The 20,067-nt window shown below is 57.7% G+C and carries 19 protein-coding genes and 3 tRNA genes; 7 read left to right on the plus strand and 15 right to left on the minus strand.

Going from position 1 to position 20,067, the window contains the following annotated elements; all coding sequences use genetic code 11:
• Positions 1-33: 33 nt before the first annotated feature.
• The 6 genes from AC13DD_RS11100 to AC13DD_RS11125 form a co-directional block, all read right to left on the minus strand.
• Positions 34-109, minus strand: a tRNA-Val gene (locus tag AC13DD_RS11100).
• A gap of 18 nt (positions 110-127) precedes the next feature.
• A tRNA-Asp gene (locus AC13DD_RS11105) sits at positions 128-204 on the minus strand.
• Positions 205-271: 67 nt separating this feature from the next.
• A tRNA-Val gene (locus tag AC13DD_RS11110) sits at positions 272-347 on the minus strand.
• A gap of 173 nt (positions 348-520) precedes the next feature.
• Positions 521-778: a hypothetical protein gene (locus AC13DD_RS11115; RefSeq protein WP_008171388.1), complete on the minus strand. Its 258-nt coding sequence runs from the start codon at positions 776-778 to the stop codon at positions 521-523.
• A 47-nt stretch (positions 779-825) separates the two neighbouring features.
• Positions 826-1,698, minus strand: coding sequence for a DUF2846 domain-containing protein (locus tag AC13DD_RS11120; RefSeq protein ID WP_482931134.1), 873 nt, complete (start codon positions 1,696-1,698; stop codon positions 826-828).
• A 139-nt stretch (positions 1,699-1,837) separates the two neighbouring features.
• Positions 1,838-2,818: a hypothetical protein gene (locus tag AC13DD_RS11125; RefSeq protein ID WP_008171384.1), complete on the minus strand. Its 981-nt coding sequence runs from the start codon at positions 2,816-2,818 to the stop codon at positions 1,838-1,840.
• Between the two features lie 296 nt (positions 2,819-3,114).
• Here AC13DD_RS11125 and purE point away from each other — a divergent pair, with 296 nt between their 5' ends.
• The 6 genes from purE to AC13DD_RS11155 all read left to right on the plus strand — a co-directional run bounded on the left by purE (position 3,115) and on the right by AC13DD_RS11155 (position 10,356).
• On the plus strand, positions 3,115-3,606 hold the full coding sequence (gene purE / locus AC13DD_RS11130) for a 5-(carboxyamino)imidazole ribonucleotide mutase (protein WP_008171382.1): 492 nt from the start codon (positions 3,115-3,117) through the stop codon (positions 3,604-3,606).
• A 17-nt stretch (positions 3,607-3,623) separates the two neighbouring features.
• Positions 3,624-4,742, plus strand: a complete 1,119-nt coding sequence (locus tag AC13DD_RS11135; RefSeq protein WP_008171379.1) for a 5-(carboxyamino)imidazole ribonucleotide synthase — start codon at positions 3,624-3,626, stop codon at positions 4,740-4,742.
• 71 nt (positions 4,743-4,813) lie between these two features.
• On the plus strand, positions 4,814-5,392 hold the full coding sequence (gene sodB, locus AC13DD_RS11140; RefSeq protein ID WP_008171376.1) for a superoxide dismutase [Fe]: 579 nt from the start codon (positions 4,814-4,816) through the stop codon (positions 5,390-5,392).
• Positions 5,393-5,676: 284 nt separating this feature from the next.
• A complete protein-coding gene (locus AC13DD_RS11145) occupies positions 5,677-7,737 on the plus strand; it encodes a putative bifunctional diguanylate cyclase/phosphodiesterase (RefSeq protein WP_008171375.1) in 2,061 nt (686 codons plus the stop codon).
• A 22-nt stretch (positions 7,738-7,759) separates the two neighbouring features.
• Positions 7,760-8,347 carry a LemA family protein gene (locus tag AC13DD_RS11150; protein WP_053112523.1) on the plus strand — a complete coding sequence of 196 codons (588 nt, stop codon included), beginning with the start codon at positions 7,760-7,762 and terminating at the stop codon, positions 8,345-8,347.
• An 11-nt stretch (positions 8,348-8,358) separates the two neighbouring features.
• The gene (locus AC13DD_RS11155; RefSeq protein ID WP_482931135.1) at positions 8,359-10,356 is read left to right on the plus strand and encodes a M48 family metallopeptidase; all 1,998 of its coding nucleotides are present in this window, start codon (positions 8,359-8,361) and stop codon (positions 10,354-10,356) included.
• Between the two features lie 4 nt (positions 10,357-10,360).
• Here AC13DD_RS11155 and gspD read toward each other — a convergent pair whose 3' ends face one another.
• The 6 genes from gspD to AC13DD_RS11185 form a co-directional block, all read right to left on the minus strand.
• Positions 10,361-12,310 (minus strand): type II secretion system secretin GspD, encoded by a 1,950-nt coding sequence (gene gspD, locus AC13DD_RS11160; protein WP_482931136.1) that lies wholly within the window; start codon positions 12,308-12,310, stop codon positions 10,361-10,363.
• A gap of 32 nt (positions 12,311-12,342) precedes the next feature.
• Positions 12,343-13,194, minus strand: coding sequence for a type II secretion system protein N (locus AC13DD_RS11165; protein ID WP_092030860.1), 852 nt, complete (start codon positions 13,192-13,194; stop codon positions 12,343-12,345).
• A gap of 1 nt (position 13,195) precedes the next feature.
• On the minus strand, positions 13,196-13,987 hold the full coding sequence (gene gspN / locus AC13DD_RS11170) for a type II secretion system protein N (RefSeq protein WP_482931137.1): 792 nt from the start codon (positions 13,985-13,987) through the stop codon (positions 13,196-13,198).
• Positions 13,988-14,120: 133 nt separating this feature from the next.
• Positions 14,121-15,773: a chaperonin GroEL gene (gene groL, locus AC13DD_RS11175; RefSeq protein ID WP_008171364.1), complete on the minus strand. Its 1,653-nt coding sequence runs from the start codon at positions 15,771-15,773 to the stop codon at positions 14,121-14,123.
• 78 nt (positions 15,774-15,851) lie between these two features.
• The gene (gene groES, locus AC13DD_RS11180) at positions 15,852-16,139 is read right to left on the minus strand and encodes a co-chaperone GroES (protein ID WP_008171363.1); all 288 of its coding nucleotides are present in this window, start codon (positions 16,137-16,139) and stop codon (positions 15,852-15,854) included.
• Between the two features lie 194 nt (positions 16,140-16,333).
• Positions 16,334-16,882 carry an FxsA family protein gene (locus tag AC13DD_RS11185; protein WP_092030864.1) on the minus strand — a complete coding sequence of 183 codons (549 nt, stop codon included), beginning with the start codon at positions 16,880-16,882 and terminating at the stop codon, positions 16,334-16,336.
• Between the two features lie 162 nt (positions 16,883-17,044).
• On the opposite strand from AC13DD_RS11185, the gene AC13DD_RS11190 reads away from it, so the two are divergent.
• Positions 17,045-17,806, plus strand: a complete 762-nt coding sequence (locus tag AC13DD_RS11190; protein ID WP_092030866.1) for an SDR family oxidoreductase — start codon at positions 17,045-17,047, stop codon at positions 17,804-17,806.
• 41 nt (positions 17,807-17,847) lie between these two features.
• Here the strand turns inward: AC13DD_RS11190 and AC13DD_RS11195 are convergent, their stop codons facing one another.
• From AC13DD_RS11195 to AC13DD_RS11205, 3 genes are all read right to left on the minus strand, one after another.
• Positions 17,848-18,153: an MGMT family protein gene (locus tag AC13DD_RS11195; RefSeq protein WP_092030868.1), complete on the minus strand. Its 306-nt coding sequence runs from the start codon at positions 18,151-18,153 to the stop codon at positions 17,848-17,850.
• On the minus strand, positions 18,153-19,490 hold the full coding sequence (locus AC13DD_RS11200) for an AmpG family muropeptide MFS transporter (RefSeq protein ID WP_175497353.1): 1,338 nt from the start codon (positions 19,488-19,490) through the stop codon (positions 18,153-18,155). The genes AC13DD_RS11195 and AC13DD_RS11200 overlap by 1 nt, the downstream gene beginning before the upstream one ends.
• Before the next feature lie 78 nt (positions 19,491-19,568).
• Positions 19,569-20,051: a YajQ family cyclic di-GMP-binding protein gene (locus AC13DD_RS11205; protein ID WP_273082689.1), complete on the minus strand. Its 483-nt coding sequence runs from the start codon at positions 20,049-20,051 to the stop codon at positions 19,569-19,571.
• Between the last annotated feature and the right edge of the window lie 16 nt (positions 20,052-20,067).

A 20,067-nucleotide genomic window follows, 5' to 3' on the forward strand; every position in this document is an offset into this window, starting at 1 on the left:
CCGATCCTTTCGGATCGGCCCTTTTCGGAATTTTGGTGGGTGGTACTGGGATCGAACCAGTGACCCTCGCCTTGTAAGGGCGATGCTCTCCCAGCTGAGCTAACCACCCGGGGATACTGCATAAAAATGGCGGAGCGGACGGGACTCGAACCCGCGACCCCCGGCGTGACAGGCCGGTATTCTAACCAACTGAACTACCGCTCCGCATCAATTCTGACCCTCGGGCCCGAACCTGAAACCGGATGGGGTGATCCGGTGATGCATTTGAAAGTGGTGGGTGGTACTGGGATCGAACCAGTGACCCTCGCCTTGTAAGGGCGATGCTCTCCCAGCTGAGCTAACCACCCACTTTCAAGCCTTCCTATCTAATCTAAAAAGGCATTCACTTGCTTGGCAGCCGCGCTGTCTCAACCAAGTGAGAGGCGCATTTTAAGCATTTGGCTGGCGGTGTCAAATATTTTCCGGCAATTTTATAAAAAAACCTGCAAGCCATTCAAAAGCGTACAGTTTTTAAGCAAATTCAGTTTTTACCCGAGGTCTTGCTAGCGGTTTTGACTGCCCGTATGGCCGGGCGATTCTGGCCCGCCTGCTGAGCCTTCTCCTGCAGGGACAATTCACTGACACGACTGCGCCTGTCTTCCGGAACCGCCCGATTGGCCAGGGAGCAGTTCAGGTCATCAAGCCGTTTCTGCAGATCGCCCCAGCTATCGAGTAGTTGGGGGACCACATCATCGGCCAGTTTTTCAAATCTGAGTCGAAGAGAATCCTTGAGAGCCATTGTTTTAATTTCCCGAGTCCTTCACCTGCCGTCAGTGTAGTCAGCACTCAGAAAATCCACCAGCCACCACCGGATTCTGCTTCTTCCCGACGCTCACGTTCCTGCTCCAACTTGGCGTACTCACGCTCCAACCTGTCGATTTTCCGATCCGTTTCCAGGGGAACCGTGGGACCACCGCCGAACGGCCAGAACCAGGACGTGGATTCGTACTTGCCCTCCTGCTTCAGGCGCTCGATCTCGAGCTCACGCTCCTCCTCCAGCAGCACCAGTTGCCGCTCGTAATCCAGGTCTTCATTCACTTCCACAATGGAGGTAGCCGCGTGGTTTGGCGCCAACAGATCACTGTTCAGAAAACGGGTGGAAACAATCTCCTCTGCCTGCATGGCATATTCCCGCGTCACCAGCTGGAGGTCGCCCTGATTCAGCGAATGATCCGGATCCAGGTCCGGATGCCGTTGGCCCGGTTCCGAAAGCTCGTTATAACGCAGGTAATAGATCTGTCCTGGCTCAACGTCCAGCGTGGCATCGGCGATCAGGCTAAGACTGAAGGAGTTCATGCCCTCCAGACCAACCAAAGGTCGGCGCATGGCAATGTGGCGCTCTCCGGGGCTTACCTCAAGCCAGGTGAAGCTGTCGTTGCGAATGTTGAAATAGTGGGTGTCATCTATGTAGACACTGGGCGCTTCAATTTCATCAGCCGCCCATTGGGAGTGTGTCCTGTAGAAGTACAGCACCGCGTTGCGCCGATCCCAGCTATCGTTGTCGATATGAACGAAGTCATGCCCGGAAACCGGATGCAGGAACGACCCGACGCTTTTGCCGATGGACTGATAAACCGTACAGCCCGGCAACGCCAGCAACAGCCACATCGCTGCCAGAAGCCGGGGAACAAGAAAAACGGAAGGCACTCGGGTTTTCATTGTTGTTAACTCTTCATCCTGATTGCGAGTTGCCTGATCTTAACAACTGCACAAAAACAGAAATGAGAGCTACCGCAAGGGATGGCTACAAACCGTTACAAAACCCGAAATGCCGATTGCTGGACCACGCTACGGGCAGTTACTGCCCGCTGATCTGGCTCCGTAACTGATTCACATCTTCAGACAGCCGAACCAGACGGGAGGTCAGTTGTGACCGCGAGGCATCGATAGACTCAACCGTGCGCTTGAGACTGGCCACCTCATTACGGAGCGCCTGAACCCGGCCATCATCGGCCAGCTCATCGGTCTCCCGCTCCAGGGCCGAGATCCGACCCTCCATGCCGCTGATTCCCAGCTTCTGCTCCTGCTCAAAACGCCGGATACGGCTCTCGATCACCTGATCCACATCCGCCAGCTGCTGGCTCAATTTCGTCAACTGATCCGTCGCCTGCCGGTTGGCATCCTGCAGCGCTGCAATCGACGTCTCCGTTTGTTGTTTCAGGGCTGCAATATCGGCGGAAAGCGAGGACCGGACCTTTTCAACCGACGTCTCAAGCGAACCAATGGCCTGCTTGCCCTCAGCAAGGCCGGATTCCAACGCGGCAATCCGTTCCTGCTGCTCATCCAGGCGCTTCTTGTTGCGTTCATTGGCAATGGCCCAGAGTTTCCGGATCTCACTGTCTGCCGTATCCAGACGCTTCGTATGCGCCGCGATCTGCTCCTCCAGAGTAGCGCCCCTCTCCTGAAGGTTTTCCCCCGTTTCCGAAAGCTCGCCCTCAAACCGAGCAAGCGCCAGCTTGCTCTGCCGCGCCCAGTAATCCGCTTCTTCAAGCTGCCCTTCCAACGCCTGAACCCGCTGCTCCTGGGAGTACCAGCCAGCACCCGCGGCAACGGCCAGCACAATCAACAACACCCACAGCATTGCCGAGCTACCGCGACCATTGCTGCCGCCACTTCCGTTACCGCCCTTGCCACCTTTGGGAGGCTTCGCTGGTGTCGACGGTTCGCCTTTCCCTCCGGACGCTGGCCTGGACTTTCTTTCCGCTGCCTTTTTCGACTCGGCACTACCAATCGGTCGTTCAGCCCTCAACTCATCATCATCTGGACGGATCGGTTCCATTACAGCTCCTGAGTATGGACGGTTAAAATAATAAGGTCTGATAATACCTGTACTTACCCGCAGGTAAAAATGAAGCCGCGCTCATGCCAAATCTTCCAGAGCGTTCGGGGCGGAGTTGAGAGGCCTTTTCCGGAAATGTCTGAAGCCAAGGATGGCTTCAGTCAAGCGCACATGGATGTGCTCGTAGCGGTTTCCGGAAAAGGCCTCTCAACTGCGCCTTCCACCAAGGTTTGTTGCATGGTAAGTAGCCAAAACATACAATGGCCGGCTTTCCAATTATCACAGGACTGTTGCATATGCAGCCGCTTGTAGGACTCATCATGGGCTCCAAATCCGACTGGCCCACCATGGAACACGCCGCCACCATGCTCGAAAAACTTGGCGTGCCCTATGAAACCAAAGTCGTCTCGGCCCATCGCACACCGGATCTGCTTTTTGACTACGCCAAAACGGCCGCAGACCGCGGCTTGAAAGTCATTATTGCGGGCGCCGGCGGCGCAGCGCACCTGCCGGGCATGGTTGCCTCACAAACCGCCCTGCCGGTCCTTGGTGTTCCTGTTCAGTCCAAAACCCTGAATGGACTGGATTCGTTGCTCTCCATCGTCCAGATGCCAGGCGGCATCGCTGTCGGCACCCTCGCTATTGGTAAAGCCGGCGCAACCAACGCTGGCCTGCTGGCAGCGCAGATTATCGGCACCTCAGACGACAGCGTACGCAAAGCGGTTGAGCAGTTCCGGGCCACACAGACCGAAACGATTCTGGACAATCCTGATCCTCGGGACCAGTAACAGGCAGGAGAACTCGAATGAGAATTGGTGTACTGGGCGCTGGCCAACTGGGAAGAATGCTGGCACTGGCCGGATACCCACTGGCCAAGACCTTTGTTTTCTATGACATGTCCGGCAGCCCCAGTGCCGGCCTTGGTGAAGTCATCATCGACCGCGAGGGCCAGTACCTGGATGATTTCCTCTCCCGGGTCGACCGTGTTACCTATGAGTTCGAACACCTGCCAGTAAACGTGGCCGAGAAAATTGCTGCTCACAAACCGGTTCACCCCTGCCCCCGGGCATTGCAGGTTTGTCAGAACCGGGAAGCGGAAAAGACTCTGTTCGGCGGGCTGGGCATCCCCACGCCAGAATGGAAAATTGCCGATAGCGCCGCCTCGTTGAAAGCCGCGGCCGAGGAACTTGGCTGCCCGGTGGTAGCGAAGTCCAACACCGAAGGATACGACGGCAAAGGCCAGGCCGTACTCAAATCGCCTGAGGACGCCGAGGCCGCCTGGACCTCCATCGGCCACCCCCGCCTTATCGTGGAAAAGTTCGTCGACTTCCACCGGGAAGTGTCGATTATCGCCGTTCGCGCTGAAGACGGTGAGCTGGCCTTCTACCCGATGGCGGAGAACACCCACCACGAGGGGATTCTGCGCTACTCCATTGCGCCTGCTCCGAAGCTCGAGAAGCACGTTCAGGAAGATGCGGAGCGGTACATCAAGGCACTACTGAACGAATTGGACTATGTCGGCGTATTAACGCTTGAGTTGTTCGAGACAACCGATGGCCTGGTCGCCAACGAGATGGCGCCGAGGGTTCACAACTCGGGGCACTGGACCATCGAAGGCGCGATGACCAGCCAGTTCGAGAACCACATTCGCGCGGTTAGCGGACACCCTCTTGGCAACGTTGCTCCACGTGGGTTGAGCTGCATGATCAATATCATCGGAGAGCACGGCGACATCGAGCGAATCCTCGAACTGCCCTACGCCCATGTTCATCTCTATAATAAGGGTGAACGACCGGGTCGGAAGCTGGGCCACGTAAACATTCTGGCCGACAGCTACGAAGAGCTCGTCTGGCGGGTGAAGAACTGCGCCCAGTTCCTGCCGGGCAGCCCAGAGTTTAAAAGTTCTTTAACACCAAAGGGTTGATCTGACTCAAATCGACCCTATATTGGGGTAACGAACATCAACATAAACAGAGAGACAGGGAGAACGACCTCATGGCATTTGAACTTCCCGCACTGCCCTACGAAAAGAACGCACTGGAACCGCACATCTCTCAGGAAACGCTCGAGTACCATTACGGCAAGCATCACAACACCTACGTCACCAAGCTCAATGGCCTGATCGAAGGTACGGACAACGCCAACAAATCGCTTGAAGACATCATCAAGAGTGCCAGCGGCCCGCTGTTCAACAACGCCGCACAGGTCTGGAACCACACCTTCTACTGGCACTGCCTGAGCCCGAACGGCGGTGGTGAACCCACCGGTGCTGCCAAGGAAGCGATCGAGAAGGCGTTCGGTTCTTTCGAAGATTTCAAGAAAGAATTCAATGATAAAGCAGCCAACAACTTCGGTTCTGGCTGGACCTGGCTGGTGAAAAAAGCGGACGGCACCGTTGCCATCGCAAATACCAGCAATGCTGAAACCCCGTTGACCGGTGCCGATAAGCCGGTACTGACCGTCGACGTCTGGGAGCACGCGTATTACATCGACTATCGCAACTCCCGCCCGAACTACCTGGAAGCTTTCTGGAACCTGGTGAACTGGGATTTCGTAAACGAAAACCTGGCCTGATCCCGGCCTCGCTTCCAGACACAGTCTAAAACGACTGTGATCAAGCGCCCGCCTCTGGCGGGCGTTTTTGTGTCTGCGATACCCAAGCAATTACAATTTGATACAAGCACACTCTGAAATCTTTGGAAAAATCGCCGATACTCCATGAAGATATCGCGAACCTGAACCATACTTGGAAACAACCATCAGGGTGAGCCCCCACGCACATCACCCAAAGTGCGACACCTTTGCCCTGAACCTTGCAGATCAGCGGCTCTGCAAAAACCGGAACAAGACAGGCTTGAATGCAAAACTCCTTCGAGGTTGAACATCGCCTGGGCTATCGAATCTTACGGTGGATTCTTGCGGTGGCCCTTGCCAGTGGCGTCGTTGTCAGTGCCATACAGGTCATCCTGGACGCCCAACGTGTGTCCAGAGGGCTGGATAGCGATGCCAAGCAAACCATCGCGATGGTGAAAGACGCAGCCACCCAGGCGGTGTTCAGCATCGACGCCGAACTCGCGCAACAAGTCGTGGACGGCCTCTTCGCCAAGGAAGCGGTCCACATGGCCCGCATCGTCCACCCTGACGGCGACCCACTGGGAGATCGCAGCCGTCCACTCCAGGAAACCGCTTTCCGCCCGGTCACCGATCCGATTTTCGACGCCGACCGGCTCTATCGGGAACCGCTTTTCCGCGAGGGTAATCCGGAAGACGTCTACGGCTTTCTTGACGTTCACTACGACACTGCAGCAGCGGCCCGCACCTGGTTGGACAGGGCGGCTGTCACTTTCGCTTCCGGCATGGCCACAGCTCTCATTCTCGGCATGGTGTTGTTCTATGTATTCCACCTGCTCCTGACGCGCCCCCTCCTCCGAATTGTCAATTCCGTGAGGCAGGTGGATCCTGCGCACCCGGATGACCGCCTGGTCACCACGCCATCCGGCCACCAGAGCGACGAACTTGGCCTCTGGGTCAACGCAACCAATAACCTCCTGGTGGCCATTGGTGACAGCCAGAAACGTCATCGCGAGGCGGAGGACCGGGTGAGCCGTCTCTCACGTTACGACCAGCTCACTGGCCTGCCCAGCCGGGATACCTTCATGGAGTTGCTGGTGCGGGATATTGAGGATGCCGCCAGGCGCAACGCCCAACTGTCGCTGATTGTCTGCGGCATCGACGATTTCAAATCGGTGAACGAGCAGTGCGGTTTCCGGTCCGGGGACCTTATTCTACAGACCGTTGCCGACCGCCTGACCAACAAACTGGACAATGCCCGCTTCACCATTGCACGCCTCGGCAGCGACCAGTTCGTGGTTGTCCAGAAAGGACTTCGGGACGGGTTTCAAGCAGCAGACACAGCTGAGCGAATCCTGGCCTGTGTCAATGAGCCCATGCTGGTCGAAGACCAGAACATCTCAATCAGCGCCACCCTGGGGGTTGCTCTTTACCCCTCCGACACCAGCAAGGCAGACCGACTGCTTCAGAGTGCCGAACAGACCATGACCCTGGCCAAGCAGAACGGTCACAACCACTTCCAGTTCTATGTCGCCAGCATTGACCAGGAAATCCGGGACCGGAAGCAACTGGAAAAGGATTTGTCCCAGGCTCTTGGTAATCACCAATTTCATCTGGTTTACCAGCCCCAGATTAATCTGGAGAGCAAACGGGTAATCGGGGCAGAGGCATTGTTACGTTGGGAGCACCCGACTCGTGGCACGGTTCCCCCCGACTTCTTTATCCCGGTGGCCGAAGCAAACGGCTCTATCGTGGAAATTGGCCAGTGGGTTCTGGACCAGGCTTGTTGGCAGGCAGCTCGCTGGGCCTCGGACGGCTCGCCGCTTCGTATTGCTGTTAATCTCTCGGCCGTTCAGCTGCGCCAGGAAAGCATTGTCGATGATATTCTCGATACCCTGCGACGACACAAGATACCGGCCGGGCGGCTGGAGCTGGAGGTAACAGAAACCAGCTTCATGACCAACCTGTCAGACGCCGTAGCCAAACTCCACAGACTCAACAAAGCGGGAATAAGCATCGCGGTGGACGACTTTGGAACCGGCTACTCGTCACTGACCTACCTCAAACAGATGCCGGTACAGCATCTGAAGATCGACAAACAGTTTATCCGCGATCTGCTGGTCAATGAGGAAGATACCCGAATCGCCAATACCATCATCGACCTTGGCAAGAGTCTGAACCTGTCAGTGGTTGCTGAAGGGGTGGAAACGGCAGAGCAGGAATATTACCTGAGCCAGCGTGGCTGCAAGCTCGCCCAGGGCTATTTCTTCAGCAAACCGTTGCCGCCGCGTGAATTTGAGACCTTCGTTAAAGGTTTTCACGAGCAGATCGTGGAAAATAACCTCTGAACCACTACCTCTAGGAGTTGCCATGGGAACCACTGTTATCGGCCTGATCGTTATCGCCGTCATTGTTTTCTATCTGGTCTTTATCTACAACCGCCTGGTTTCCCTGCGCAACCAGTTCAAAAACGGGTTTGCCCAGATTGATGTTCAACTGCAGCGTCGGCACGACCTTATTCCGAATCTTGTGGAAGCGGCAAAAGCCTATCTGACCCACGAAAAAAGCACCCTCACCCAGGTGATGGAAGCCCGTAACAATGCGGTCAGCGCCCAAAAAGACGCCGCCAAGGATCCTGGCGATGGAACCAAGATCCAACGCCTGGGCAGCGCCGAAAACCTGCTCACCAAGGCGCTCGCAAATTTCTACGCCGTGGCCGAGAACTATCCGGAGCTGAAGGCCAACGAAACCATTCAGCAACTGATGGAAGAACTCTCCAGCACCGAGAACCGGGTCGCCTTTGCCCGCCAGGCCTATAACGACGGCGTCATGAGCTACAACATCTTCCGGGAGCAGTTCCCGAATAATGTTATAGCCGGCATGTTTGCGTTCAAGGAAACGTCGCAACTGGAACTGGAATCACCGGAAGCCCGTCAGGCACCGAAAGTGGCCTTCTGAGGCCCTGAATCATGGCTCATCCCGGTTTCTTTCAGCGCCAGGCCCACGCCCGGCGCAACACCACTCTGCTGGTTTTTCTTTTCCTGACGGCGGTCGCGTTTATCACGCTTGCCGTCTGCCTTGTGGGTTATTTTGTAACCCGTAGTGAATCCTCCGGTCTTGCGTTCCACCACTGGCTGCTCTCCAATCATGGCCTGTTGACCGCCGTTACGGTTGTCTCCCTGATTGTTCTGGGCTCCCTTCTCCGCTGGGTTGATCTGGCCGGTGGTGGCAACCGGGTCGCCAAAATGGTTGGCGCCAGGCCCATTGACCCCGATACCCGCGACAGTGACGAGCGCAAACTGCGCAACATCGTTGAGGAAATGGCTATTGCCAGTGGTGTCTCGGTGCCGGAACTCTATGTGATGGATCAGGAAACCGGCATCAACGCTTTTGTGGCCGGCTACACTCCCGGTGAGGCCGTCATGGTCGTCACCCACGGCGCCATCACCCAGTTATCCCGGGACGAACTGCAAGGCGTGGTCGCCCATGAATTCAGCCATATTTTCAACGGCGACATGCGGCTGAACGTTCGGCTCATTGCCCTGCTTGCCGGCATCCTGATGATCGGACAGATTGGCGGCTTTCTACTGCGCGCATCCTTCTACCGCGGCCACCGGGTGGGTCGATCACGGGACGGTCGGGCCCAGGCGGCCATGGGCATCATTGGTCTGGCCCTCTTTGTGATTGGCTATGTGGGCGTTTTCTTTGGCCGGCTGATACAGGCAGCGGTCTCCAGGCAACGCGAAATGCTGGCAGACGCATCCTCCGTGCAATTTACCCGCAATCCCGAAGGCATTGCCGGAGCGCTGTTCAAGATCGGAATTAAGGGCGGTTACCTGGACACAACCAGCCACGCCAGCGACATGAATCACATGTGCTTTGGCGAAAGTGCGCGGATGAAGTTCACCTCTTTGCTGGCATCCCACCCGCCCATAGATGAGCGAATCAATGCCATTCAGCCCGGCATGCTGGCCAGATTGCGAAGCCGGCTCAGGGATACCGAACCAGGCGCCGATCTCTACCGGGGAGGCTCTGGAGCACCAGAAGCGGGCGCGTCCGGGTTCAGTGGCGCGGCAACTGACATACTCGGGCCGGTTACCGGCAGGAGTGGCAGAACCTCACCGCTTGCATCCAGCCCGGAAAAAACCATAAAACCGGCCCGGAAATTTTCAGATCAGGTCGGCACTATCAACCGGCAAAGCGAAGATTTCGCCCTGCGTTTTCTGGAACGCCTGCCAGCCACCTTCCGAAACCTGCTGTACACCCGGGCCGGGGCCACGCAGCTCTGCTATGCCATGCTGATCAGCGAACTGCCGCGTCCACAGCAAACGGAACGGCTGAACCTGCTGCCGGCACACCCGGTATTGGGCAGCCAGCCGGATCTACTCGAGAAACTGCTGCCGGCACTGAAAACCATCGGCGATGGCGTCCGTTTCCCTGCCCTGGAGCTGGCCATGCCTGCCCTTCGCAAGCTGGACCCGGAAGAGCGGGAGTTGCTCATTACCAATGTCCAGAAACTTGTGGCGGCGGATAACCGGGTTACCCTGTTTGAACTCGCTCTGACAAGCTTCCTGTCACGCCACCTGGGCGACGAAGCAGCCAGAGTGGTACCGGTGCGCTATAAGAGCTACAAACCGGTCATGCCGGCCCTCCAGAGGCTCCTGAGCTTGATGGCAAGGGCTGGGTCTGAGTCCCAATCTGACGCCGAGAAGCTCTATCGGGAGGCCATGGCCGGCTTCATGAATGCGAAGGATGGAGTGGAGCCAGTTCTGGAAAAAGTCACCATGCGCCAGCTACGGGAAGCGTTGACCGCGTTGAACGGTCTTTCACCGCTGCTGAAACCGGCAATCATCGATGCCTGTGGGCACTGCATTACCCGCGACGGGAAAGTGGAAACCCGGGAGTACGAACTGATGCGGCTGGTGGCGGACCAGATGGATTGCCCGATGCCGCCACTGGCTGTCTGAGCGCTTACTTTACCCGGGTGCTGCCGTCTTCAAACAGCGCGTCCACTGTCGGACGCTGCTCTTCGGTGGGGATACCCAGCTTCTCCCGGATGTTCAGATTGACGTCCCAAAGCTGATTGAACTTGTCGGAAGTAGCCGCAACGGCCTCTTCCTTGCCCAGCATGATTTTGGGGCGCAGGAACACCAGCAGGTTGCGCTTCACCCGGCGCTCCGATTCGGAGGAGAACAGGCGACCAACGAACGGGATGTCACCCAGCAGGGGCACCTTGCTCCTGTTGACCTGGTAATCATCCCGGGTCAAACCGCCCAGCACGATGGTCTCACCGTCATCTGCAAGCACTGTGGTCTTGATTTCCCGCTTGTTGGTGACGATATCCGAGGCGTCCTCGATGCTGTCTGCCACGTTCTCTGTGGTCTGCTCCACCACCAGACGCACCAGGCCGTCGGCACTGATGGTCGGGGTAACCTTGAGGGTCAGACCGATATCGCGACGCTCGATGGTGGTGAATGGATTGGTGGTGCCGTCACCGACAACCGTCGACTGGCCAGTGCGGAACGGGACATTCTGGCCCACGATGATCTCGGACTCCTGGTTATCCAGCGTAATAATGCTTGGCGTAGACAACAGGTTTGCAGCAGCAGACGTAGACAGTGCCTGCAGGAGAACCCCCCAGCTCACACCATTTTCGTTCCGTTGGCCGGCGCCGATGGTGATACCACCGGTAGCCGGCGTGATGGCGGATCCGGTCAGAATCGCGCTGAGCACCTCACCCAGGCTGCGACCCACGTTACCGAAATTGGTGCCGGCAACCGGCGTGGATTCGCCGGACTCGTCACCGACCGCAACCTGGACGCCCAGATCCTGGCCCAGTTCGTCGCTGATCTCGACAATGGCCGCCTCAATCATCACCTGGGCACGGCGCACATCCAGCGCCGCAACAATCTGTTCGGCTTCCTGCATCAGGGATGGCTCACCCCTCACCACCAGCGCGTTCAGCCCCTCATCCGCAAACACGGCAAAGCTGCTTTGCGGTTTGGCGGCACCGCCGCCTCCCGAACCGGTACCTTCTTTCACCAGCTCGCCCATCACACCCTTCAGGATCTCAGTCAGGTTTTTGGCGTCGGCGTGTTTCAGCCTCAGGACCTTGGTGGTGCCGCCGGTGGCAGAGGGCTGGTCCAGCTGTCGAATCAGGCCGCGCATCTTTTCGCGGAAGGTCTCATCGCCCCGCAGAATAAGGCGGTTGCTGCGCTCATCTGCCGTGACGCTGTATTTTCTGGCGGCATTGTCGCCGCCGGCCCGGCCGAGTTCATCCGGGGCCAGTTCCTGCAGCAGGGTCACCATATCACCCACCCAGGCTTCCTGAAGCTGGATGACTTCCACTTCGTATTTGGACGGGCTATCCAGCTCCCGGACAATCTGCTCGATGCGCTGGATATTGGAAGAATGATCACTGATGATCAGGGCGTTGGCGGCGGCCACCCCGGCCAGATGGCCGTATTTCGCCACCAGGGGGCGCAGAATCGGCACCAGCTCCAGGGCGTTGGCGTTGTCGATCTGGATAACCCGCGTGATCAGCTGCTCGGAGGGGGTTTCGGGAAAGCGCTCCAGAATCTCTGCCGACTGTTTGGCATCAACCTGCTGCACCACCTTGATCACTTCTGCGCCCGGGATGGCGGTAAAACCGTGAACATTCAAGACCGCCAGGAACAGATCGTAAATTTCGTCCCTGTTCATGGGCGCGCTGGAGAGCACCGTTACCTTGCCCTTCACCCTGGGATCCACCACAAAACTGTACCCGGTAATGTCCGCGACCTGGGTCACGAACGCACGGATATCGGCGTCTTTCAGGTTCAGCCGCCATGTCTCGGCTTCCTGCCCATGCGCCATGGACATAAAGGGAAGGAGAAAAAGCAGGACAATGGCCCGCAAAACATTGATCTTGTGGTTATACATCTGGCGATTTCGTCCTGTTTCGATGAACCCGGTCAGCGCCACTGCTCGGGTATGGCATAACTGATGGTGAGGATGGATCCGTCACGCTCGATTTCTATCTCCAGCTGGGCCTGGCCGCGCCAGTTCTCAAGCAGGGCCTTATCCTGGCTGATATCGCCCAGCCGCTGACCGTTGATAGCCGTTATCACGTCCCCGGCCTGCAGGTTGACGGCGTTAAGCATGGCGTTAGAGCCGTCATACACGTAACCGGACATGCCGCTATTGTCCACCGGGCTCAGCCCGAAAGGCGCCAGTGCGGCAATGCCCTGGCTGTCAATCTGTTCACGGGCGCTGGCCAGGAACTCATCCGGTGATGATTCTGCAGGCTCCTCGGTCACTTCTGCAACCAGTTCAGACGACTGTTCCTCGAAAGTCAGGGATTCGTATCGCCCACCCCGACGAATCAGAACACGCCCGGGTTCCACTTCCGCCAGCTCGGCATTGCCGGGTAGCATCTCCCCTACCCGGTAATATGCGGTTTCTCCATTGCTCCCAGCAACTATAGCACCGGAGTCCTCCGGGCGCTGTGCGACAAGTACCCCTTCCAGCCGGAGCCGAAGCCGGGTTTCCGGAGCCGAGCGGCGAACCGCATCGGCCACCTCGACCGGTCGCTCAGACCGCCCGAAGAAATCGTAAACGGCCATAGACGTTGTCAAACGGCTACCGCCTGACAGACTGCCTGCACCGGCTGCGACCGGCGCGTCTGGAACCGGCCGGTCGTCCCAGGCGTATAACCAGGTCATCCGGGCGAGAGTATTGGCCAGATACACCACCAGAACCAACAGCAACAGGTTGGCGAGGATCCGGGAAATCCGGCTCTGGGCCGGAATACTCAACAGCGCCATATTATCTTGCCCCCGGTACGAGAGGCTGGCGTACCCGGAATACGACATCACCGGGGCTGGCAGAATCGGGCCAGGGCTGGCCGGCGAGATCCACCATACGCTTGTAGACACGCAGTTCCATCATTCCGTTCCAGAACACGGTGGCATCTGCTGCTGGCCCCTGGCCGGCCTGCTCGGAGACTGTCAGCGCCACACCACCCTGGGAGGTATCCATCGTCGCCTGCATGGGCGGAAACTCGGCCTGCCCACGCTGGCCACCCATTGGCCAGGTCACCAGGCCGCCATCCCAGCGCCCCAGGCCTTCCGCCCGCGTAATCCGGTTATCGGCCCAGGCCATATTCAGACGGTCAATCATGACTTCGCCTTCAATCATGGCGCCGCCGCTCTGGCGGATCAGCTCCTCAAACTCGGCCACCGTGATCCGTCCGCTGGCATCAAGCTGGGCACTGGCCGGCCAGCCCACCGTAACATCGCCGTTGAGCGAGGATTGCGACGATTCCAGGGAAATTCGGGCTGGCCATTCCAAGCTGGTGACCGACGGCATATAAAGGCGCCAGTCAACACGCACCGCGAAACCGGCCACCACAACCCCGGCTTCGCCATCCCAGAGTTTGCCGGCAACTTGCTGAACCTTTACCTGGGGAGGCAGAGATACATGGGCAGAGGCTTGCTGCCAGACCCATCCCGCAGGGACCAGAAAGACCAGTGACAGGACATAAACCAAAGCGCCCAGCAGCAGGAGCAAGAATACCTTGCCGGGGCGGAGAAAGGATTTGGGTTCAGCGTCACTCATTCGGCGTTGCACAGATAATGGACCGGAAGCCGAGTCTAGCAAAGCCATGGGGCAAGTTCATGACAAAAAAACAAAAACCCCGCGTTGGCGTGAACCAACGCGGGGTTTTTAAGGGGCCGAGATCAGGCCGGCATTACATCATGCCGCCCATACCTCCCATGCCTCCCATTCCACCCATGTCCGGCATACCGCCGCCGGCAGACTCGTCCTGCGGCTCATCCGCAACCATCGCCTCGGTGGTGATGATCAGGGAAGCCACAGAAGCGGCCGCCTGCAGAGCGGAACGGGTGACCTTGGCAGGATCCAGGATACCCATTTCCAGCATATCGCCGTAGGCTTCGGTCGCGGCGTTGTAGCCGAAGGAACCTTCGCCTTCGCGAACCTTCGCAACCACAACAGAAGACTCACCGCCTGCGTTGTAAACGATCTGGCGCAGAGGAGCTTCCATGGCACGGCGCAGAATGTTAACACCGGCTTTCTGCTCTTCGTTGATGGCGTCTACCTTGTCCAGGGCCGCAATGGCACGGATCAGGGTTACACCACCGCCCGGCACGATGCCCTCTTCAACCGCGGCGCGGGTAGAGTGCAGCGCGTCTTCAACGCGGGCCTTCTTCTCTTTCATTTCCACTTCGGAACCGGCACCAACCTTGATAACGGCAACACCGCCAGCCAGCTTGGCAACACGCTCCTGCAGCTTTTCCTTGTCGTAGTCGGAAGAGCTGTCTTCGATCTGCTTGCGGATCTGCTCAACGCGAGCTTCGATGTCCGCCTGCGCACCAGCACCGCCGATGATGGTGGTGTTTTCCTTGGTGACGTTCACACGCTTGGCTGTGCCAAGGTCATCCAGGGTGGTGTTCTCAAGAGTCAGGCCGACTTCTTCAGAGATTACGGTACCACCGGAAAGGATCGCGATGTCCTGCAGCATTTCCTTGCGACGGTCACCAAAGCCAGGCGCCTTGACAGCGTTTACCTTGACGATGCCACGCATGTTGTTCACTACCAGAGTGGCAAGCGCTTCACCCTCGATGTCTTCAGCGATGATCTGCAGCGGCTTACCAGCCTTGGCTACAGCTTCCAGCACCGGCAGCAGCTCGCGGATATTGGAGATCTTCTTGTCGACCAGCAGGATGTACGGGTCTTCCAGCTCGGCAGACATGTTGTCCTGGTTGTTGATGAAGTACGGAGACAGGAAGCCACGGTCGAACTGCATACCTTCAACCACGTCCAGCTCGTCTTCCAGGCCTCGGCCTTCCTCAACGGTAATAACGCCTTCCTTGCCAACTTTTTCCATTGCATCGGCGATGATCTTACCGATGGTATCGTCACCGTTGGCAGAGATAGTGCCTACCTGAGCGATCATCTTGCTGTCGTCACAGGGCTTGGCCATATCACGGATTGCCTTCACGGCTTCCGTTGTGGCCTTGTCGATGCCGCGCTTCAGATCCATCGGGTTCATGCCGGCAGTAACTGCCTTAACGCCCTCGTTAACGATGGACTGAGCCAGAACGGTTGCGGTAGTGGTACCGTCACCGGCGGTGTCGTTGGCCTGGGAAGCTACTTCCTTCACCATCTGGGCGCCCATGTTCTCGAACTTGTCAGACAGTTCGATTTCCTTGGCTACGGAAACACCATCTTTGGTGATGGTCGGCGCGCCGAAGGACTTTTCCAGAACCACGTTACGGCCTTTCGGGCCGAGGGTCACTTTAACCGCGTCTGCCAGTACATTGACGCCCGCGACCATGCGCTTACGTGCGCTATCACCGAATCTAACGTCTTTTGCTGCCATGTCTTCTATTCCTGTTCGTTAAACCGAAGTTGTTGAATCAATCGGATTAATGAGAGTTCGTGCGATTCGCCTCAGCGATCACTCAAGCACGCCGTAGATGTCGCTCTCGCTCATGATGAGGAGCTCTTCGCCATCGATCTTGACGGTGTTCCCGGCGTACTGGCCGAAGACCACGGTGTCACCCACCTTGACCGCCAGTGAGCGGGTTTCGCCGTTTTCCAGGATGCGACCGTTACCAACGGCAATTACCTCGCCCTGGGAGGGCTTCTCTTTGGCGTTACCCGGCAGCACGATGCCACCCGCAGTTTTCTCTTCTTCTTCCTTACGGCGCACGACAACACGGTCGTGTAGCGGACGAATTTTCATTGCTCGGTTTCTCCAATAGTCAGATTAATGTGGCAATGACATTGTTGATGTAGGTCGGACAGGCAAAGCCTGGTCCGACAAATTGCCCGGCTGGATAACCAACTGTTTTCAGTGGAAATCAGCCCGCAGCGAACTTGTGGTTTCTATTTGGGGTAGCTGGTAGGTGTTTTCAACACCCCTTAGAGAAAATTTTTTCACTTTTTTTCGATCCGGTCCCGATCGGATTCCGTCTCATCCTGGTACTCGCCTTCGATGATGTCGCCATTGCTGTCCCGATCAAAAGGCCGCTGCCGGCCGAACGGGTTCTCCTGGCCGCCAAACGGATCCTGCCCGAAGGGATTGGACCCGCCACCGGCACGGAAATAGAAGCTGCTGCTGCGGTTCTGACCAGCCACGACCATGCGCTTCAGCGCCTGCGCCGCGAGCCAGTGGCGGCTCCCCGGAATCAGGCACAAAAAGCCGACCGTATCGGTGATAAAACCCGGCGTCAGCAGCAAGGCGCCACCAATAGCCAGAATCAGCCCCTCGGCAACCTCTTTGGCAGGCAATTCACCACTGTTCAGCCGCTGATTGGCCCTCAACAGCGTTGCCAGACCCTGCTGGCGAAGCAGCCACGCACCGATCACGGCGGTCAACAACACCAACCCGACGGTATTGAGCACACCAATCATGCCACCCACCTGGATCAACACCGCCATCTCGGCAATCGGCATGATTATGAATAGAAAAAGAAACACGGACATCGGGACCTCAGGGTCTGAGCAGGAATTTCAGAAGGTCTGGTATACTCGCAGTCCTTCCGTATCTAACAAGAAGCCACATTCATGGCTCTACGCACCAGCCATACCGGTGAAAAGACGCACAGCAACTGTAAAGCCACTTGATAACAGTAGTTAGGGCAAAACATGAAACTTCAAGATTCCGTGATTGCAATCACTGGCGGCGGCCAGGGCCTTGGCCGCGCCATGGGCGAATACCTTGCGGCCAAAGGTGCAAAAATTGCGCTGATCGACCTGATGCCGGAGAAGCTGGACGAAGCCGTCACCGCCTGCGTGGCCGCGGGCGCTGAGGCCAGAAGCTACGTCTGCAACGTCGCCAAAGAAGAAGACGTTGAAAAAACCTTTGAAGCCATCGTAAAAGATTTCGGCCACCTCAATGGCCTGATCAACAACGCCGGCATCCTGCGAGACGGCCTGATGGTCAAAGTGAAGGATGGCGAAGTTGAGCGCCGCATGGAGCTGTCCCAGTGGCAGGCGGTGATCGACGTCAACCTCACCGGTGTGTTTCTCTGCGGCCGCGAAGCCGCCACCCAGATGATCAAGAACGGCGACCAGGGCGCGATCATCAACATCGCCTCCATCTCCCGCGCCGGCAACATGGGCCAGAGCAACTACTCCGCCGCCAAAGCCGGCGTCTCCGCCCTGGTTCCCGTATGGGCCAAGGAACTCGCCCGCTACGGCATCCGCTGCGCCGGTATCGCCCCGGGCTTCATCGAGACCGAAATGACCGCCTCCATGAAACCGGAAGCCCTGGAAAAAATGACGGCCGGCATTCCGCTCAAGCGCATGGGCAAACCCGAAGAGATTGCTTCGGCTGCGGCGTTCATCTTTGAGAACGACTATGTGTCAGGGCGGATGATTGAAGTGGATGGGGCTCTTCGGCTCTAACGGGTCGAGCTACCATTGAGTGGGGCGCCCAGAGCGCCCCGTTACCATCGAAACCGAGACATCGAAACCCGCCCGTCGGTAACTTCGACACCTTCAGCCTCAAGCCGGCTAACCTGCTCCTCAAATTTCTCGGACCCCACGGGAAAGGCAATCTGGCCGTTACTGCGAATCACCCGATACCAGGGCACGGCATGTCCTTCCGGCAACTTGCCCAAGGCCTTCCCGATGTACCTCGCCTGCCGGCCCAACCCTGCCATCTCTGCAACCTGGCCGTAACTGACCACCTTTCCCTCTGGGACAGCCAGTACGACTTGCCAGATTTTCTGGTCTTTGGTCGGTTCGGACATCAAGGGCTCTCTGCTCCGGCATCGGGCTTCGATTCATTGCGCGGCGCCAACGAATCCAGTCGATGGCCATTTCGGATCATGAAAATGGCCAGCAGAATCGCAGGCACACCCATTATGCCGGCCACCAGGAAGAATTCGGCGTAACCAAAGCCCGCCACGACAATGCCGGAGAACCCACCGAGAAACTTGCCAGGCAGAGTCATCAGGGAACTGAACAGTGCGTACTGCGTAGCCGTAAACGAGGCACTGGTCATGCTCGAGAGCCATGCGATCAGGGCAACATTGGCAATGCCGCCACTGAGGTTATCGGCGCTCACCACGGCGGCCAGGGCGATGATGTTGGGCGGGTACTGGGCCAGAACAACGAACAGTAGGTTAGTGGCGGCAGTCATGATCGCTCCCAACAGAAGAATTCGACGAACCCCGTAGCGAACCACCATAACCCCACCAACCAGGGAGCCGGCAATGGTCATGAAGAAGCCGAAGATCTTGGTAACGTCCGCCACCTGGGTTTTGCTGAAGCCCATGAAATCCAGGTAGAAGGGATTGGCCATGACGCCCATGGCGATGTCGGAGATCCGGTACACGGCAACCATCAGCAGGATGACCAGAGCCAGCTCCTTGTACCGCCTGAAAAAATCCAGAAACGGACCGGCCACGGCGGCGTAGAACCAGCCAACAAGTCTCGCCAGGCGGGGATTCAGATGCGTGAGCTTGGCAGCCTCCTGTTCGATCTCGTGGGCAATGTCCTGGGCGGCGGCAAAGTGGTTCACGCTGGGCTCGCGAACAATGAGCACCGTGAGCGCGCCAACTCCTACCAGGGCCGCCATGACTTCATAGGACACCTGCCACGACCAGAATTCCGCCAGGTAAAGAGCACCGGCGCCGGCCACCAGAAGCGCCAGACGGTAGCCAAAGATATACGTAGCAGCCAGCGCCGCCTGCAGCCGCTCCTCGGCAATCTCGATGCGGTAGGCATCAATGGCCACATCCTGAGTGGCGGAGGAAAAGGCCACCAGCAGGCCGCAAAGAGCCATCATTTCAGGCGCTGCCGTAGCATCCACGTGAGCCATCAGGTACAGCCCCGTGGCGATACCCGCCTGCGCAAAGATAATCCAGCTCCGCCGCTTGCCCAAAAGCCGGTCGAGCAACGGCAGTTTCAGGCGGTCCACCACCGGTGCCCAGAACACCTTGATTGAATAGGTAATACCGAGCCAGCTAAAGAACCCGATGGTGGCGGTTTCCACTCCCACATCCGCCAGCCGGGCGTTAAGGGTGGAAAACACCAGCAGAAACGGCAAACCCGCCGAGAACCCCAGGAATAACAGGGCGATCACCTGCCAACGGGTGTAGGTGTAAAGCGTATCCCGAATCAGGGTCAGGCGGGTGCCGGTTAAGATGGTAAAGCCTCCGGATCAGTCGCGGAAATTATTGAACTGCAGCGGGATATCCAGCTCAGCTTCGCGCAGCATAGCGATGGCCTCCTGGAGATCATCCCGTTTCTTGCCGGTCACCCGCACCTTATCGCCCTGGATACTGGCCTGGACCTTCATCTTCTGGTCCTTGATCATCTTCACGATCTTCTTGGCCATATCAGTTTCAATGCCCTGCTTCAGCAGCAGGTGCTGTTTGACCAGCTTGCCGGACTTGCTGTCGCCGTCCTCGGCCAGCGCTCGCGCATCGATATTGCGCTTGGCAAAGGCCATACGCAGCATATCCAGCAACTGCTCCAGCTGAAACTCCTGCTCGGCACTGATGGTAATGCCCTTGTCATCCAGCTCAATGTTGGCTTCAACATTCTTGAAGTCCCAGCGATTACCCAGCTCCCGCTTGGCCTGGTCGACCGCATTGGTGACTTCGTGCATATCGATTTCTGAAACAATGTCAAAAGAAGGCATGGTCCTTATTCTCCGT

This window comes from Marinobacter sp. L-13 (assembly GCF_056857715.1).

Excerpts from the sequence above, each read along its gene's own strand:
- AC13DD_RS11115 (WP_008171388.1), bottom strand. The coding sequence starts at position 778 with ATGGCTCTCAAGGATTCTCTTCGACTCAGATTTGAAAAACTGGCCGAT.
- AC13DD_RS11120 (WP_482931134.1), bottom strand. The coding sequence starts at position 1,698 with ATGAAAACCCGAGTGCCTTCCGTTTTTCTTGTTCCCCGGCTTCTGGCA.
- AC13DD_RS11125 (WP_008171384.1), bottom strand. The coding sequence starts at position 2,818 with ATGGAACCGATCCGTCCAGATGATGATGAGTTGAGGGCTGAACGACCG.
- purE (WP_008171382.1), top strand. The coding sequence starts at position 3,115 with ATGCAGCCGCTTGTAGGACTCATCATGGGCTCCAAATCCGACTGGCCC.
- AC13DD_RS11135 (WP_008171379.1), top strand. The coding sequence starts at position 3,624 with ATGAGAATTGGTGTACTGGGCGCTGGCCAACTGGGAAGAATGCTGGCA.
- sodB (WP_008171376.1), top strand. The coding sequence starts at position 4,814 with ATGGCATTTGAACTTCCCGCACTGCCCTACGAAAAGAACGCACTGGAA.
- AC13DD_RS11145 (WP_008171375.1), top strand. The coding sequence starts at position 5,677 with ATGCAAAACTCCTTCGAGGTTGAACATCGCCTGGGCTATCGAATCTTA.
- AC13DD_RS11150 (WP_053112523.1), top strand. The coding sequence starts at position 7,760 with ATGGGAACCACTGTTATCGGCCTGATCGTTATCGCCGTCATTGTTTTC.
- AC13DD_RS11155 (WP_482931135.1), top strand. The coding sequence starts at position 8,359 with ATGGCTCATCCCGGTTTCTTTCAGCGCCAGGCCCACGCCCGGCGCAAC.
- gspD (WP_482931136.1), bottom strand. The coding sequence starts at position 12,310 with ATGTATAACCACAAGATCAATGTTTTGCGGGCCATTGTCCTGCTTTTT.
- AC13DD_RS11165 (WP_092030860.1), bottom strand. The coding sequence starts at position 13,194 with ATGGCGCTGTTGAGTATTCCGGCCCAGAGCCGGATTTCCCGGATCCTC.
- gspN (WP_482931137.1), bottom strand. The coding sequence starts at position 13,987 with ATGAGTGACGCTGAACCCAAATCCTTTCTCCGCCCCGGCAAGGTATTC.
- groL (WP_008171364.1), bottom strand. The coding sequence starts at position 15,773 with ATGGCAGCAAAAGACGTTAGATTCGGTGATAGCGCACGTAAGCGCATG.
- groES (WP_008171363.1), bottom strand. The coding sequence starts at position 16,139 with ATGAAAATTCGTCCGCTACACGACCGTGTTGTCGTGCGCCGTAAGGAA.
- AC13DD_RS11185 (WP_092030864.1), bottom strand. The coding sequence starts at position 16,882 with ATGTCCGTGTTTCTTTTTCTATTCATAATCATGCCGATTGCCGAGATG.
- AC13DD_RS11190 (WP_092030866.1), top strand. The coding sequence starts at position 17,045 with ATGAAACTTCAAGATTCCGTGATTGCAATCACTGGCGGCGGCCAGGGC.
- AC13DD_RS11195 (WP_092030868.1), bottom strand. The coding sequence starts at position 18,153 with ATGTCCGAACCGACCAAAGACCAGAAAATCTGGCAAGTCGTACTGGCT.
- AC13DD_RS11205 (WP_273082689.1), bottom strand. The coding sequence starts at position 20,051 with ATGCCTTCTTTTGACATTGTTTCAGAAATCGATATGCACGAAGTCACC.